Here is a 16840-nt window from a genome sequence, read left to right as displayed (position 1 = left end):
ACCCGAACAGTTGACTGAGCCCCGAGCTCGTATTTTCCTGCAAGTATGGGTACCGTGATGAACCAGCCTTCTTCTTCCGTTTATATCGGCATCGACGTCAGCGGCAGCACCCTCGATGTCGCCATCCACGACACCACCGAACATTTCAGTGTCGACAATGAAACCGTCGCCATCGACCAGCTGGTCCAGCGCCTTGGCGCGCTCAATCCCACACTGATCGTCATGGAGGCCACCGGCAAGCTCGAGCTCGCCGTACTCAGGGCGCTCTGTCAGGCCGGACTGCCCGCTGTCGCGGTCAATCCCCGACAGGTGCGCGACTTCGCCAGGGCCACCGGCACGCGCGCCAAGACCGATCGCATCGACGCGTTTGTCATTGCTCAATTCGCCGCTGCCATCAAGCCCGTCGTGCGCCCCCTGAACGATGTACAGACCGAGCAGTTGCAGGCCCTGCTGCTGCGCCGGGCCCAGCTCATGGACATGCTGGTCGCCGAGAAAGCACGCCTGGAGCGCGCCCATGCCGCAGCCCGCGGGAGCCTGAACGATCACATCAAGTGGCTCAAACAGCAGCTCAGGCTCGCGGATCATGACATCGATTCGTTCCTGCGTTCTTCACCTGCCTGGCGCCAGAAGGAAGACCTGCTGCGCTCCGTGCCCGGCATCGGCCCCGGCGCTGCCGCGACGCTGATCGCCTTCATGCCCCAGCTCGGCTCGCTGAACCGCCGCGAGATCGCCGCACTCACCGGCGTCGCACCTTTCAATTGCGACAGCGGCAAGCATGTCGGCAAGCGTCGCATCCAGGGCGGCCGCGCCATCGTGCGGCGCGCGCTGTACATGGCCTGCGTGCCTGCGCTGCGCTTTAACCCCACCATCAGGGCGTTCTATGACCGTCTGCGCAACGCCGGCAAGCCGTTCAAGGTTGCCATGACGGCCTGCATCCGCAAACTCATCGTCACGCTCAACGCCATGGTCCACAACTCGACACCCTGGAGACCATCGGCTGACTGACTTCCGGCAGGGTTGCGTCCGGCTGTTGCGCTTTTAACGCAAGCATTCACGCCGCCCATGCCCACCTTCTGCAGGTTGCTCAATCGTGCGGGTCGCGAGGATTACGCGCGCCCACAAAATGCTCTCCACGACCGACAATTCGCACCTTGAGGGACAGCTCGCCGCTTGACTTCCAATACGGTTGCTTTTCTTTGCGGCCGGCAAAGAAAAGTAGGTGCCGCCCCGCACAGGGGCAACGCTAATAAACCAATAACAAAGCAAGGAAAGGCACCGCCGCAGGCACACAGAGACAAAGCGCCGCGGAGGCAAAGAAAAACCTGATTAAATTCAGAAACCCCGCGCCTGCGCGCCCCCCCTCAACCCACGAACAAACGCAGCAATCCTCTCACATGCATCAACCAACCGCGCTTCATCAACCACAAACCCCAACCGCACAAACCCATCCGCAGTCTCGCCGAAAGCACTAGCATCCAGCACCGACACGCCTTGCGCGTGAAACAACTGCCAGGTGAAATCAACCGTATCCAACCCCGTGCCACTTACATCGACCATCATGAACATGCCGGCTTCAGGCAGCAAACACCGCAACCCCGGCACACGATGAAGGCGTTCAAACACCACATCACGCCGCCGCCGATAAATCTCCCGCATCTCGGCGACGATCGGCGCCTTGTTCTGCAACGCCGTCAGCGCCGCCTGCTGAATGAAGCCCGGCAAGCCATACAGCATAGCCAGCGCAAGCCGCCCCATATGCTCGATCAACACAGCGGGCCCCACTGCCCAGCCAACGCGCCAACCCGCCATCGCATGCGACTTCGACAAACTGCCGAGCGTCACAGTACGCTCCGCCATCCCGGGCAGCGCGGCAACACTCACATGCTCGCGTTCGAAAGTGAGCTCAGCATAGACCTCATCGGACAACACCCAAAGGTCATGCTTGCAAGCAAGCAGCGCAATACGCTCGAGGTCCGCGCGCGGCATCACCACGCCAGTGGGATTGCAAGGCGTTGCGAAGAAAATCGCTTTGGTGCGCGGCGTGACGGCGGCTTCGAGCGCGTCGCAATCGAGGTGAAAGGCCCGCGCCGGATCGACCGGCACCGGCACGAGCGTGGCGCCCGCGGCGCGCACGCACGCTTCGTAAGTGAGGTACATCGGCTCGGGCACGATCACTTCGTCGCCCGCTTCGCACAGGCATAGCGACGCGGCGAATACGCCGTTCTGCGCACCCGCTGTCAGGATCACGTTGGCCGCGCTCACGGCGCAGCCGGTGGTGCGCGCGTGTTCTTCGGCAATCGCCGCACGCAGCGGATCGCGCCCGGACACCGCGCTGTAATGCGTATCGCCGCCGCGCAGCGCCTCGACCGCGCGCTCGACGATCGGCGCCGGTGTCGCGAAGTCGGGGTCGCCGACGCTTAGCACAATCACGTCTTCGCCGGCGGCGAGCGCCTGTTGCGCGACACGATGGATTTCCCACGCCGACGTGCGCTTACCTTGCAAGCGCTCGACCAGATTCGAGTACTTCATTGAGCCACCCCGTTTCGACTTGAGCCGCCAATGTACTGGGGCGCGCGCGAAACGTCCAGACAGCAAAAGGGCCACGCGAAAGATCGGCCTTGCGTGGCCCTTCGGTAAAGCACCCGGGAATCGACTAGAGCTGGCGGCGCAACTCCGCCGGCGGCACCTTCATCAGGTGTCGATATTTCGCGACCGTGCGCCGCGCGACCAGCACGCCCTGGTCCGCGAGCATCCTGGCCAGCGTCACATCGGACAGCGGATCGCGCGTATTCTCCGCGGCGATCATTTCCTTGAGGAGCGCGCGCACTGCCGCCGCCGAACAGGTGCCGCCGCTTTCCGTGCCGAGTTCGCGCGGGAAGAAGTGCTTGAACTCGAAGATGCCGCGCGGCGTGGCCATATATTTGTTGCCGGTCGCACGCGAGATGGTGGATTCGTGCAGGCCGAGTTCGTCGGCGACATCGCGCAACACCATCGGCTTGAGCGCGATCTCGCCATATTGGAAGAAAGCCTTCTGATGCGCGACGATGCATTCGGCCACCCGTCGAATCGTCTCGAAGCGTTGCTGCGCATTGCGGATCAGCCAGCGCGCTTCCTGCAACTGCTGTGCGAGCGGCGAGCGGCTCGCACCCGAGGACTGCGCGAACAGTTCCGCATACATGCGGTGGATCCGGGCGCGCGGCTGCACCGCCGGATTGATCGTCACAATCCATTTATTGCAGACCTGGCGCACTATCACGTCCGGCACGACGTAGTTGTCGTCGCTGCGGCCGTAGCAATTGCCCGGCTTCGGGTCGAGCTTGCGCACCAGCGCGCAGGCCACACGCAGTTCTTCAGCGCTGCAGCCGATCTGCTTTTGCAGTTCGGCCTGTTCGCGGCGCGCGAGGCGTTCAAGATGATGCTCGACGATTTGGCGCGCCACGTCTCGTCCGCGCGTGTCCGGCGGCAATGCATTCACTTGCAGCAAGAGACACTCGGACAAGGAGCGCGCGCCGAGGCCTGCGAGGTCGAGCGATTGCACGAGGCGCAGCGCCACCAGCAATTCTTCTTCGGTCAATGCGGGTTCGAGATCGACGCTGTTCGCGAGATCGGCCAGATCCTGGCGCAGATAACCGTCGTCGTCGAGCGCCTCGATAATGAAGCGCGCGACCGCTCGGTCACGCTCGTCGAGACGATACAGACCGAGTGCGGCGTGCAACTGGTCGCGCAAGGTCGGTTGCGAGCGCGCCCATTCGGCCGGATCGCTGCCGTCGGAATCGCCGTTCTGGCGCGTCGAACCGCGGCTGCCGTAATCGCCTGAAAAGTCGCCGGGCATGTCGTCCTGCCCCGCGCTTTCCATCGTGTCGCTACCGCGGCTTTCGGCCGGCAGCGAATCGGGTTCGGCCGCCGCGGCGGTATCCGTGGCCGGCGCTGGGCCGGCATCATCGCCAGGGGAAGCCGTGGCCAACGCGACGTCTTCGGTCTCCGACGAGTCGTATTCGAGGAATGGATTGGTGTCGAGCGCGGTGCGCAACTCCTGCTGGAACTCCAGAGTCGACAATTGCAACAAGCGCACCGACTGCTGCAAACGCGGTGTGAGTGCGAGAGACTGCCTTGTGCGTAGTTCAATTGAAGGCATCGTAGTCAGGTCCCGTAATGGCTGAAAAATGATCTGAGGCCTCTACACAGCAACTGTCATACCAACTCGCCCAACATACTGTTTTTTCTAGGCTTTACTTTTTCAGGCCCGCCGATTGCGCAGACGGCGAACGCCATTTTTACAAGTACCCGGCAAATTCCGGTCTGTGCCCACGCAGCTCGCCAGCAGCGCGGCGAGGCATCCGCCCCCCCTATTCCTCAGCCTGAATCCGTCTGCCGCAGCGGGCTTCGCTGCGCGGCGAAGCCCGTACGGCAGCCGGCCATACCGCCCGCGTCGCGCAGCACACGTGCGGCGTCCGACTGATTGCCCGGCGACACGTGTACGGCGACCAGCACGCCGGAATCACGGGTTTCTTCATAAAAGGAGATCCGGTGTCCGGCCTTACCGGCTTCGTGGGTGCGCGACAATTTGAGTCGCTAGAATACGGAACCTCCATGTGGCAATAGCGCCCTCCCCACTCGATGACGTCACCCCAGGAATCAAAACGTGCAGCACGGGCGAGCGCCGCTGACTCGCTGTTTGCTTTTTTCAAGTCGTTGCCGCTGGGTGACCGGCTGATCGAAGGCGGCGTGATGGCCGTGCAGGCGGTCGGCAGCGCCAGTCTCGCGTTCGCGATCGGCCAGGCACTGCATACCGAGCAGGCCTTCTGGGCCGCGATCACGGCGATCGCGGTCAGCCAGCACAGCTATATCGACACCCGCAATCTGTCGCGCGACCAGTTCATCGGCGCGATGGTCGGCGGCCTGTGCGGTCTCGCCAGCGCGTTGATCGGCGGCGGCCATCTCGCCACGTATGTCGCCACCGTCGCGGCGGCGGTCGTGATTTGCTGGTGTGTCAACGTGGGCAGCGCGGCGCGTCTTAGCGGCATTACCGCGACCATCATGTTGCTGGTGCCGGGTATGGGGTCGCCGTGGGACAAAGCACTGCTGCGCCTTGGCGAAGTGACGATAGGCACGGTCTGCGCACTGCTGGTGGCCGGGCTCATGTCGTGGATCGAGCGGCGCTGGTTCGGCCAGGCCGCCAAGCCGTAGCTAAATCCCCTCCAGCGGTTGGCGCCGGTAGCGCCCCGGCGTCACACCGACGCTTTGGGCAAACGCCTTGCCGAAGGCGGCTTCCGATTGATACCCGACCGCCTCGCCGATCTCCGCCGCGCTGCGCTGAGTGCGCTGCAACAGATCGCACGCGATCGTCATGCGAATCTGCGTCAGGAAGTCCATCACGGTCATGCCGGCGCGCTCGTTGAAATGACGCGCGTAGGTCGCGCGGGACATGGCCGCGAGCTCGCCTAGTTCGGCGATCGTCCAGGCCCGCTCGGGCGCCGCCAGCATGCCTTGCACCGAAGCGGCCAGGCGCGCATCGGCCAACAGCGCCAGCACACCGGAAGTAGACGCGTTGCGCTCGCCGTGCACGCGCAACGCCATCGCGAACAGCGCGTGGCTCAACGCGGTGACGATCGCGAGTGCGCCCGGTTGACGCTGCTCGGACTCGGAGCGCATCAACGCGATCAACGTTTGCAATGCGCCCAGCTGTTGTACGCCGCCAAGCGACACATGAAACGGATCAGGCAGCGCGTTCAGCAGCAATGCGGACGACCCCGGCGCGTACACAAAACGGCCGCACAACAGATCGAGACCAGCGCCGCTGTGGCTACTGTTGCCGCCGTCATCGTCATTGCGGCGCAGCGGCAACATGCCGTCGTGAGTCAGCATCAACGGTGCGGTGGCGGGCATCTGTTGCACGTCGCGCACGCGATGTGCCGCGCCGCGCGGAAACAGCATGAAATCGCCCGCGCTCAGCGGAATCTGCGTGCCGTCGGCGGTTTCCACAACGCACGCGCCGTCGAGCACCAGATGAAACGGCGCGACACCCGCTTCCATCTGCGCATGATCGATGTCGAAGCCGCCCGTGAGCAGGCAGCGTAAATCGAGACTGCCTTGCGGCCGGGCGAGGTCGATCAATCGGCTGAGCGTATCCATGAGACGGCTGCGCTAAAAGTTGAGCGAATCGAGTATTCAGGATATCGCGGCACGACGCAATACTTTGTTCACGACGCCGGCACCCGCCGGCGCGACGCAAACATAGGAGCACTGTCATGTTGAACTGGATCGACTACCGCAAAGAACTGTTCGGCCGCATCGGCGAAATCGCCAAACTGTCGCCGGATACCGTGAAAGCCTATCAGGCGATGTCGAGCGCGGGCCAGAAGGCGGACCTGCTCGGCGCGAAGACGCGCGAACTGATTTCGCTCGCGGTGGCGGTGAGCGTGCGCTGTGACGGCTGTATCACCGTGCACACCGCCGAAGCGCTGAAACACGGCGCGACGCGCGAAGAGATCGCCGAAGCACTGGGCGTGGCGATCGCCGTGAACGCGGGCGCCGCGATGGTGTACTCGGCACGCACGATGGATGCCGTCGCCGCCTATCAAGCGGACAGCAAGTAAGCAATGTGACGGCACCGCGCGGTTATCTATAACGCGATTGGCGCAGCGGATTCGATCTAACGTTGTGCCGGATGACGTGCCTGCCCGAGTTGGCCACGGCGCACCTCGCCTTGGCGCGTCAACATCCAACCCGGATATTCCGCCGGCAACGTACTGACCTGATCGAGCTTCGCGAGATCGTCCGCGGTGAGCGAAACTTGCGTGGCCGCGATGTTGTCGTCGAGTTGCTCGATCTTCTTCGCGCCGACGATCACCGTGGTCACCGCGCGTTGATGCAGCAGCCACGCCAGCGCGATCTGCGCAACCGAAACACCCTTTGCTTCGGCAATGCCGCGCATCACGTCGATACAGTCATACGCGCGCTCGCGATTGACCGGTGGAAAATCGAATGTCGTGCGACGGCTGCCTGCTTCGCCCTGTTGCTCACGCCCATATTTGCCGCTCAGCAAGCCGCCCGCGAGCGGACTCCACACCATCAGCCCAAGCCCTTCGCTATGCAGCATCGGCACCAGTTCGCGTTCGAGGTCGCGGCCCGCCAGCGTGTAATACGCCTGTAGCGTTTCGAAACGCGCAAGACCGAGGCGCTCGGAAACGCCCAACGCCTTGACGATCTGCCACGCGGCCCAGTTCGACACGCCGACATAGCGCACGTGACCATGCCGAACCAGCGTGTCGAGCGCGCGCACGGTCTCTTCGATCGGCGTGGCCGGATCGAAACCGTGGATCTGATACAGATCGACGTGATCGAGTTGCAGGCGCTTCAGACTCGCCTTGATACCGTCGATGATGTGATAACGCGACGCCCCGCGCGCGTTCGGATATTCCGCCGTGGCGCCGAACACTTTGGTGGCCACCACTACTTTATCGCGCGGCACCTTGAGGTTCTTCAGCGCCTGGCCGGTGATCTGTTCGGACACGCCTTCCGCGTAAACGTCGGCGGTGTCGATGAAATTGATACCCGCGTCGAGCGCGCGGCCGACCAGCCGCTCCGCGTCCGCCTGTTGCAGATCGCCGATCTGCTTCCACATGCCCTCGCCGCCGCCGAAGGTCATCGTGCCGAGACATAGTTCTGAAACAAACACACCGGTACGGCCTAACTGGTTGTATCGCATTACCTGAACTCCATCGTGGACAGGGGAGCCGTAGAGCGTACTGCAGTTGGCGATATTCCGCACGAGCCGCCATGCGAACTCATGCGTCAGGCTCCTTACGATTATTCGGAGATGCCCTCGGCAAAGCCCGCAAAAACCTGCCAGACTGGCTTCTGAATCTCGCAACGGGCCGGCCCCCGCCGCCCTCTGGATATGGCACGCCGCGCCCCCAATTACGCCAGCATGACTCCGGCCTCGACTTCCGCCCCGGCTTTCGGCGCGCCCATTGGCGCGACCGCGGGTGCAACTGAGGGCTCGTCCGCGGCTCGCGCGCTGGACGGTTTCCATCCGGCGGTGGCCGGCTGGTTCCTCAGGACCTTTCCCGCTCCCACCGACGCCCAGGCCGCCGCCTGGCCGCAGATTCGCCGTGGCCGCTCCACGCTGGTCGCCGCGCCGACCGGTTCGGGCAAGACCCTCACCGCCTTCCTGTCCACGCTCGACGATCTCGTGCACCAGGGTCTCGCCAACGGCGGCGTATTGCCCGACGAAACCCTGGTGGTCTACGTCTCGCCGCTGAAGGCGCTGTCCAACGACATCCGCCTCAATCTGCAAATGCCGTTGCAAGGCATCGCCGAAGAACTCGCACAGCGCGGCTTGCCGCCGCTCGACATCCGCACCGCCGTGCGCACCGGCGACACCACGCAGCAGGAACGCAACGCGTTGAAGAAGCGCGCGCCGCACATCCTCGTGACCACGCCGGAGTCGCTCTACGTGCTGCTCGGTTCGGATTCCGGCCGGCGCATGCTGTCGACCGTGCGCACGATGATCGTCGATGAAATTCATGCACTCGCCGGCAGCAAGCGCGGCAGTCATCTGGCGCTCAGCCTCGAACGGCTCGACGCGCTTTGTCAGCGGCGTCTGCCACGCATCGGCCTGTCGGCGACGCAAAAGCCGGTTAGCGCCGTGGCGCGTTTTCTGGTGGGCGGCGCGAGCATCGATAGCGAGGTTCCCGCGGCGTGCGCGATCATCGACGTGGGCCATATACGCGAGCGCGATCTCGCGCTGGAACTTCCGCCCGTTCCGCTCGAAGCGGTGATGCCCAACGAAGTATGGGAGCGCGTCTACGACCGGCTCGCCGAACTGATCGCACTGCACCGTACCACGCTGATTTTCGTCAATACGCGCCGCATGGCCGAGCGCGCCGCGCGCCATCTGACCGAGCGGCTCGGCAAGGAGGCGGTCGCCGCGCATCACGGCAGTCTCGCCAAGGAGCATCGCTTCGATGCGGAGCAGCGCCTGAAGCGCGGCGAGTTGCGCGTGCTGATCGCCACCGCCTCGCTGGAACTGGGCATCGATATCGGCGACGTCGATCTGGTCTGCCAGATGGGTTCGCCGCGCGCGATCGCGCCGTTCCTGCAACGCGTCGGACGCTCGGGGCACCATGTCGGCGGCATGCCGAAGGGCCGGCTCTTTCCGACTTCGCGCGACGATCTGATCGAATGCGCGGCGCTGCTCGATTGCGTGCGGCGCGGCGAACTCGACGCACTGCGGATTCCGCGCGCGCCGCTCGACGTGCTGGCGCAACAGATCGTCGCCGAAGTATCGAGCGCCGAATGGAACGAGGACGCGTTGTTCGAGCTGATGCGCCGCGCGGCGCCGTACGCGGGGCTCGAACGCGAGCAATACGACGCGGTGCTGCGCATGCTCGTCGAAGGCTATACGAGCCGCAACGGTCCGCGCGGCGCTTATATCCATCGCGACGTGGTGAGCGGCACCTTGCGCGGCCGGCGCGGCGGCAAACTGGTCGCCGTGACTTCCGGCGGCACGATTCCCGAGAACGCCGACTACGCGGTGGTGCTCGAGCCGCAGGCGGTCAATATCGGCACCGTCAACGAGGATTTCGCGGTCGAGAGCCTGGCCGGCGACGTGTTTCAGCTCGGCAATGCGTCGTACCGGATTCTGCGGATCGAGAGCGGCCGCGTGCGGGTCGAGGACGCGCAGGGACAGCCGCCGAACATTCCGTTCTGGCTCGGCGAAGCGCCGGGGCGCAGCGATGAACTGTCGTTCGGCGTCGCGCGTTTGCGCGAACAGATCGGCCGATTGCTCGATGGCAAAGATGGGGAGGCTGATGCGGTGGTTTCGATCGGCGAGCCGCCTTCGCTACGACGCAAGTCCAAACGGACAGGGTCGCGCGCAGCGGCGGAGTCGAGCGCAACGTCACGCGCAGCGGCAGAGTCGCTCACCGCAGCAGCGTCACGCATCGCGGCCGATTCGGGCGCCGCTCACGGCGCGTCAGCACTGGTTGTTGCCGAAGCGCCGCCGTCCGACACTCAGTCGATGACGCCACGCCTCGAACGCGCGATCGACTGGCTCGTCGATACGATCGGTCTCGACGAAGCCGCCGCGCGGCAGATCGTCGACTATCTCGCACGGGCGCGCGCCGCATTGAGCGTACTGCCGACGCAAAGCACGCTGGTGATGGAACGCTTCTTCGACGAATCCGGCGGCACGCAACTGGTGATCCATGCGCCGTTCGGCAGCCGCGTGAATCGCGCGTGGGGCCTCGCGTTGCGCAAGCGTTTTTGCCGCACCTTCAACTTCGAATTGCAAGCCGCCGCGACCGAAGACGCGATCGTGCTGTCGCTGACCGGCAGCCACTCGTTCGTGCTCGATGAGGTGTGGCGTTATCTGCATTCGAACAGCGCCGAGCATCTGCTGATTCAGGCGCTGCTCGATGCGCCGCTATTCGGCGTGCGCTGGCGCTGGAATGCGACCGTCGCGCTCGGGCTGCCGCGTTACACCGGTGGGCGCAAGACCGCGCCGCAATTGCAGCGCATGCGCAGCGAAGATTTGCTGGCGAGTGTGTTTCCCGAGCAGGCCGCGTGTCTGGAGAACATCGTCGGCGAGCGCGAACTGCCGCGCCATCCTTTGGTTGACCAAACCGTCGACGATTGTCTGCACGACGCGATGGACAGCGAGCGCTGGCTGGCGCTGCTGCGCCGTATCGAACAGGGCGACGTGCAGCTGATTGCACGCGATTTGCCGGCACCGTCGCCGCTCGCCGCCGAAATCCTCAACGCGAAACCCTACGCCTATCTCGACGACGCGCCGATCGAAGAACGCCGCACGCAAGCCGTGCTGAACCGCCGCTGGACCGACCCGTCTTCCGCCGACGACCTCGGCGCGCTCGATGCCGACGCCATCGACAGCGTGCGTGACGAAGCGTGGCCGCAGGCGCGCAACGCCGACGAGATGCACGAAGCGCTGACCGGCCTTGCGTGCGTCACCGACGCCGAAGCGCGCGACAACGAAGGCTGGCAGACATGGCTGACATCGCTCACCGAATCCGGCCGCGCGACGCGCATGCAGATCGCCGCCGACGACGCGGTATGGCTGCCCGCCGAACGCCTGACCTGTTTGCAGGCGCTCTACCCCGGCGCGCCGTGCGAACCGCCGTTGCAAGCACCGAAAGGCTATACCGACGCCTGGAATGCCGACGATGCGCTGCTCGACGTTCTGCGCGCGCGGCTGACAGGCTTCGGCCCGCTGCCGGTGCACGCGATTGCGCAGGCATTGACGTTGCCCGGCGCCTCGATCGAACAGACGCTCACACGCCTCGAAGCCGAAGGTTACGTGATGCGCGGCCGCTTCTCGCCGGGCGCGACCGTTGAAGAATGGTGCGAGCGTCATTTGCTGGCGCGAATTCACCGCTACACCGTCAAGCGTTTGCGGCGCGAGATCGAACCGGTGGAGCGGCACGACTTCATGCGTTTTCTGTTCGAGTGGCAGCATTTGACGCCGGACACGCGCAGTGAAGGACGCGATGCGCTGGCGGCGGTGCTCGATCAGCTGGAAGGTTTCCAGGCCGCTGCGGGCGCATGGGAAGAAGACATTCTGCCCGCGCGCGTGAAGGCGTATTCGAATACTTCGCTCGACGAATTGTGCCGTGCCGGCAAGATTGTCTGGACGCGTCTGACCGAGCGCGCGCGCGGCGCCAGCGGGCCGGTGCGCAGCACGCCGATCGTGCTGCTGCCGCGGCGTCGGTTGAACGTGTGGAGCGCGTTGCTCGATCAGTCGAAACAGCCGGAGTTGTCCGCACGTGCGCAGGACGTGTACGACGCGCTGCTGCGACACGGAGCGATGTTCTTCGACGAATTGCTGACCGATGTGCACGTGTTGCGTATGGAACTGGAAAGCGCGCTGGGTGAACTGGTTGCCGCTGGCCTTGTGAATTCCGATAGTTTTGCCGGATTGCGTGCGTTGTTGAAGCCGGCCGCCAAACGTAGCGCGTTTCCGGGTAGCCGGCGCGGCAGGCCGAGCGCACTGATCGGCGGGATGGACGATGCCGGGCGCTGGGCATTGGTCAGTCGTCGCGCGGTTGCCGCCACTGGAGCGGAGGATTTGCCGGGCCCTGGCAGGCGGCAGCAGTTTGCGCCGGAGGTGCTCGAGCATGTCGCGATGACTTTGTTGCGGCGCTATGGGGTGGTGTTCTGGCGTTTGCTCGAACGTGAGGCGGAGTGGCTGCCGCCATGGCGGGATTTATTGCGGGTGTTTCAGCGGCTCGAAGCGCGCGGCCTCGTGCGTGGTGGCCGCTTTGTCAATGGGCTTGCTGGGGAGCAGTTTGCTTTGCCGGAGGCAATTCCGTTATTGCGGGAAGTTCGGCGACATGCGAACGATGGTGCTTTTGTTTGTGTCGCGGGGACGGATCCTTTGAATCTTGTTGGTACTTTGCTGATCGGTGATAGGGTGCCTGCTGTCGCTGGCAATCGGGTTTTGTATCGCGATGGCGTGGTTGTTGCCACTCTCGTGGCGGGGGTTTTCTGGTTTCAAGCTTCAATTGAGGTGGTGCCTTCGGAGCGGGAGCTGGCTCGGGGGGTGTTGGCTCGAAGGTTTTGAGGTTTTTTTTTGCCTTTGGCGGCGGCATTCTTTTGTGTGCTTATGGCGGTGGTTTTTTTCTCTTCTTATTGGTTTATTTGCGTTCCCCCCTGTGCTGGTTGCCTGCTCGGCGCTTTTTGGCTGTGTGCCGATGGCGTTGGCCTTTCCTTGATTTCTTAGTGGTCTATTAGCGTCGCCCCTGTGCGGGGCAGGCGCTTACTTTCTTTGCCACCGCCGCAAAGAAAGTAAGCAAAGAAAGCGGCTCAAACCGCTAATGCTAAGCGGGTCCCCTGGCTTGGAGCTCAGGATTACCCACATCTGTGCCGGGATAGCGCTTGTAAACAGCTTGAGGTGGTGTTAACTTGAGGCACCGCCACAGGAACCAGACGCAATTGCCTTCGACCGAGAATCAGGATGACCAGGACGACTGGGCCGACATCGAATTCGGTGCGGCAAATCTGGGCGATGCCCGTTTGACGAATCGGCTCGTTGCACTGGCACGCCGGCTTGCCAGCACACCGGACTGCTCGTTTCCACGCTCCATGGATGCCGCCGAACTCAAGGCGGCCTATCGCTTCTTCGATAACGACCAGGTCGATACGGACGGTGTGCTTGCACCTCACGTAGACCAGACGCTCAAGCGCATGACCCAGGTGCCAGTCGTGCTCGCGGTGCAGGACACAACCGAATTCAACCTGACGCATCTGGGCGCGACCGAAGGCCTGGGCTACGGCACGGGCAACCAGTCGCGCGGCTTCATGCTGCACAGCCTGCTGGCCGTGACACCGGAAGGCCTGCCGCTCGGCGTGCTGGGCATGAAGACGTGGGTGCGCGATGACGCAGATCTGGGCCGCAGGCGTCAACGCTCAAAGCGCGACTTCAATGACAAGGAAAGCGTTAAATGGGTTGAGGGTCTGAACCATCTGGCAGCCCTTAAGACCCGATGTCCCGATACGCGCATGGTGGGCGTGGGCGACCGCGAAAGCGACGTCTATGAAGTGTTCGTGGCCGAGCGGCCTGCTGGCGTAGACTGGCTCATTCGTGCGGCATGGGACCGTCGGACGGCGCACCCCGAGCGTTATCTCTGGGACACGGTGACGGCGAGCGCCCCATCAGGCGAGATCGAACTGGAGTTGCCGGCACACCGCAACATGGCCCGGCGCACTGCGCGTCTGACGCTGCGTTGCACGCAGGTCAGCCTGATTGCACCACCCAGACCGTCGACCAAAGGCACCGGGCGCGCCCGGCTCACCCCGGTGGATGTGTTTGCAATCCACGCACTTGAAACCGATCCGCCAGCGGGCGTCGAGCCGCTCGAGTGGATGCTGCTCAGCTCTGTGCCCACGCTCACGCTGAGCGATGCACTTGAACGACTCGAATGGTATGCACGTCGCTGGACGATCGAATCGTGGCATCGTGTGCTCAAAAGCGGCTGTCGGATCGAGGCGCGCCAGTTCGGCAATCTTGAACGGTTCGTCCGCGCGACCGCGCTATTTGCAGTGATCAGCTGGCGAATCATGTACGCCACGCTGCTGGGTCGGGCCGACCCGGATCTGTCGTGTGAAGTGCTACTTCAGCCCGACGAATGGCGCGCGCTTTACTGCCGCGCCAACCGCACCTCAAAACCACCGGTGGCAACGCCTTCGCTAGGCGAAGTCGTACTGTGGATCGCCAAACTCGGCGGTTATCTGAACCGTAAGCATGATCACCCGCCCGGGCCCACCGTCATGTGGCGAGGGTTCCTGGTCCTTCACGAAATCACCGAGATGTACCGGATCTTTAGCCAGGACGGGTGATTCACATCACGAGATGTGGGTAATCCTGAGGGCTTGGAGGAGGTAGTGGAGCATCTGGAATCTGTGTTCTCGCACACTCCGCGCTGGTGACAAGGCAGTCATACTTCCGGCGGCGCTGCGCGCGCCGTAGCGGTACTTCCCAACACCGATCGCAGATTGGCGCCTCCGGCGTCATTCTTCCCGCCTCGCACTGCGTGCTCGCTGGGACGGTCTGCTACGGAAATCAGTAGCTGGTTTTTCGCTCGATGGGAGCCATCGGCTTCGCCTCGGCGAGGCGCTGAATTGCGAAAGTGCGGGCCACTTTGCGTCAGCGAAGCGCCGAAGTGGGAATGCGGGCCACCACTTCGACAGAAACGCTAGCGGCTCGGCAAGGAATGGGGGACGCGAGGGCCAGGCATTTGGGACGCGAGTGCGAGCCACCGCGCCGAACCAGGTGCAGGCGCCAAAAGCGCCGGGTGGTTTAATGAAGCACCGCTACGGCGCGCGCAGCGCTGCCGGAAGTATGACTGCCTTGTCACCAGCGCGGAGTGTGCGAGAACACTGATTCCAGATGCTCCACTACCTCCTCCAAGCCCTCAGGATTACCCACATCTGTGCCGGGATAGCGCTTGTAAACAGCTTGAGGTGGTGTTAACTTGAGGCACCGCCACAGGAACCAGACGCAATTGCCTTCGACCGAGAATCAGGATGACCAGGACGACTGGGCCGACATCGAATTCGGTGCGGCAAATCTGGGCGATGCCCGTTTGACGAATCGGCTCGTTGCACTGGCACGCCGGCTTGCCAGCACACCGGACTGCTCGTTTCCACGCTCCATGGATGCCGCCGAACTCAAGGCGGCCTATCGCTTCTTCGATAACGACCAGGTCGATACGGACGGTGTGCTTGCACCTCACGTAGACCAGACGCTCAAGCGCATGACCCAGGTGCCAGTCGTGCTCGCGGTGCAGGACACAACCGAATTCAACCTGACGCATCTGGGCGCGACCGAAGGCCTGGGCTACGGCACGGGCAACCAGTCGCGCGGCTTCATGCTGCACAGCCTGCTGGCCGTGACACCGGAAGGCCTGCCGCTCGGCGTGCTGGGCATGAAGACGTGGGTGCGCGATGACGCAGATCTGGGCCGCAGGCGTCAACGCTCAAAGCGCGACTTCAATGACAAGGAAAGCGTTAAATGGGTTGAGGGTCTGAACCATCTGGCAGCCCTTAAGACCCGATGTCCCGATACGCGCATGGTGGGCGTGGGCGACCGCGAAAGCGACGTCTATGAAGTGTTCGTGGCCGAGCGGCCTGCTGGCGTAGACTGGCTCATTCGTGCGGCATGGGACCGTCGGACGGCGCACCCCGAGCGTTATCTCTGGGACACGGTGACGGCGAGCGCCCCCTTGGGCGAAATCGAGCTGGAGTTGCCGGCACACCGCAACATGGCCCGGCGCATTGCGCGTCTGACGCTGCGTTGCACGCAGGTCAGCCTGATTGCACCACCCAGAGCGTCGACCAAAGGCACCGGGCGCGCCCGGCTCACCCCGGTGGAGGTGTTTGCAATCCACGCACTTGAAACCGATCCGCCAGCGGGCGTCGAGCCGCTCGAGTGGATGCTGCTCAGCTCTGTGCCCACGCTCACGCTGAGCGATGCACTTGAACGACTCGAATGGTATGCACGTCGCTGGACGATCGAATCGTGGCATCGTGTGCTCAAAAGCGGCTGTCGGATCGAGGCGCGCCAGTTCGGCAATCTTGAACGGTTCGTCCGCGCGACCGCGCTATTTGCAGTGATCAGCTGGCGAATCATGTACGCCACGCTGCTGGGTCGGGCCGACCCGGATCTGTCGTGTGAAGTGCTACTTCAGCCCGACGAATGGCGCGCGCTTTACTGCCGCGCCAACCGCACCTCAAAACCACCGGTGGCAACGCCTTCGCTAGGCGAAGTCGTACTGTGGATCGCCAAACTCGGCGGTTATCTGAACCGTAAGCATGATCACCCGCCCGGGCCCACCGTCATGTGGCGAGGGTTCCTGGTCCTTCACGAAATCACCGAGATGTACCGGATCTTTAGCCAGGACGGGTGATTCACATCACGAGATGTGGGTAATCCTGAGCTCCAAGCCAGGGGACCCGCTTAGCATTAGCGGTTTGAGCCGCTTTCTTTGCTTACTTTCTTTGCGGCGGCAAAGAAAGTAAGTGCCTGCCCCGCACAGGGGCGACGCTAATAGACCACTAAGAAATCAAGGAAAGGCCAACGCCACAGGCACACAGACATAAGCGCCGCGTAGACAAAAACGAAAGCAAAGCCCACCGCCGTAGGCAAACAGACAGAAACCGCCTGAAGGGCAAAAACCAGAGCACAAACCGCGCCAGCGACAAAAACCTAAAGCCCCAGCTTATGAAACCGTTAATGTTTATAAGCCCGAACTCCAGCCGCTTCGCTACAATGGGACAAGTCTTACATCTGATGAAGACTGTTTGCCCGTCAACCCGCAAC

Annotated in this window: 11 protein-coding genes; 6 read left to right on the top strand and 5 right to left on the bottom strand. The window is 63.4% G+C overall.

Features of this window, described 5'->3' with window-relative positions:
- The first annotated feature begins 57 nt into the window (after nucleotides 1-57).
- Entirely contained in the window at nucleotides 58-1005 is a 948-nt protein-coding gene (locus tag WN982_RS29145; protein WP_341312542.1) for an IS110 family transposase, read from the top strand.
- Between the two features lie 327 nt (nucleotides 1006-1332).
- Here the strand turns inward: WN982_RS29145 and WN982_RS29140 are convergent, their stop codons facing one another.
- The 3 genes from WN982_RS29140 to WN982_RS29130 form a co-directional block, all read right to left on the bottom strand.
- A complete protein-coding gene (locus tag WN982_RS29140) occupies nucleotides 1333-2529 on the bottom strand; it encodes an aminotransferase class I/II-fold pyridoxal phosphate-dependent enzyme (RefSeq protein WP_341319032.1) in 1197 nt (398 codons plus the stop codon).
- Between the two features lie 124 nt (nucleotides 2530-2653).
- The gene (locus WN982_RS29135) at nucleotides 2654-4135 is read right to left on the bottom strand and encodes an RNA polymerase factor sigma-54 (protein ID WP_341319031.1); all 1482 of its coding nucleotides are present in this window, start codon (nucleotides 4133-4135) and stop codon (nucleotides 2654-2656) included.
- Nucleotides 4136-4353: 218 nt separating this feature from the next.
- Nucleotides 4354-4563 (bottom strand): hypothetical protein, encoded by a 210-nt coding sequence (locus WN982_RS29130; protein ID WP_341319609.1) that lies wholly within the window; start codon nucleotides 4561-4563, stop codon nucleotides 4354-4356.
- Between the two features lie 54 nt (nucleotides 4564-4617).
- Here WN982_RS29130 and WN982_RS29125 point away from each other — a divergent pair, with 54 nt between their 5' ends.
- Nucleotides 4618-5187: an FUSC family protein gene (locus tag WN982_RS29125; protein ID WP_341319030.1), complete on the top strand. Its 570-nt coding sequence runs from the start codon at nucleotides 4618-4620 to the stop codon at nucleotides 5185-5187.
- Here WN982_RS29125 and WN982_RS29120 read toward each other — a convergent pair whose 3' ends face one another.
- Nucleotides 5188-6132 (bottom strand): AraC family transcriptional regulator, encoded by a 945-nt coding sequence (locus tag WN982_RS29120; protein WP_341319029.1) that lies wholly within the window; start codon nucleotides 6130-6132, stop codon nucleotides 5188-5190.
- A 116-nt stretch (nucleotides 6133-6248) separates the two neighbouring features.
- Between WN982_RS29120 and WN982_RS29115 the strand changes: the two genes are divergently transcribed.
- Complete coding sequence (locus WN982_RS29115) at nucleotides 6249-6596, top strand: carboxymuconolactone decarboxylase family protein (protein ID WP_341319028.1); 348 nt, start codon at nucleotides 6249-6251, stop codon at nucleotides 6594-6596.
- A 56-nt stretch (nucleotides 6597-6652) separates the two neighbouring features.
- Here the strand turns inward: WN982_RS29115 and WN982_RS29110 are convergent, their stop codons facing one another.
- Nucleotides 6653-7708 carry an aldo/keto reductase gene (locus tag WN982_RS29110; RefSeq protein WP_341319027.1) on the bottom strand — a complete coding sequence of 352 codons (1056 nt, stop codon included), beginning with the start codon at nucleotides 7706-7708 and terminating at the stop codon, nucleotides 6653-6655.
- A gap of 222 nt (nucleotides 7709-7930) precedes the next feature.
- Between WN982_RS29110 and WN982_RS29105 the strand changes: the two genes are divergently transcribed.
- The 3 genes from WN982_RS29105 to WN982_RS29095 all read left to right on the top strand — a co-directional run bounded on the left by WN982_RS29105 (nucleotide 7931) and on the right by WN982_RS29095 (nucleotide 16427).
- Nucleotides 7931-12583 carry a DEAD/DEAH box helicase gene (locus tag WN982_RS29105; RefSeq protein WP_341319026.1) on the top strand — a complete coding sequence of 1551 codons (4653 nt, stop codon included), beginning with the start codon at nucleotides 7931-7933 and terminating at the stop codon, nucleotides 12581-12583.
- Nucleotides 12584-12954: 371 nt separating this feature from the next.
- Entirely contained in the window at nucleotides 12955-14358 is a 1404-nt protein-coding gene (locus WN982_RS29100) for an IS4 family transposase (RefSeq protein WP_341316138.1), read from the top strand.
- Nucleotides 14359-15023: 665 nt separating this feature from the next.
- Entirely contained in the window at nucleotides 15024-16427 is a 1404-nt protein-coding gene (locus WN982_RS29095; RefSeq protein WP_341312775.1) for an IS4 family transposase, read from the top strand.
- The last annotated feature ends 413 nt before the right edge of the window (nucleotides 16428-16840 follow it).

The sequence above is a fragment of the Paraburkholderia sp. IMGN_8 genome (assembly GCF_038050405.1).
GTDB lineage: Bacteria > Pseudomonadota > Gammaproteobacteria > Burkholderiales > Burkholderiaceae > Paraburkholderia.
Note: the sequence above shows the minus strand (reverse complement) of the source record. Positions and strands in the feature narration are given on the sequence as shown.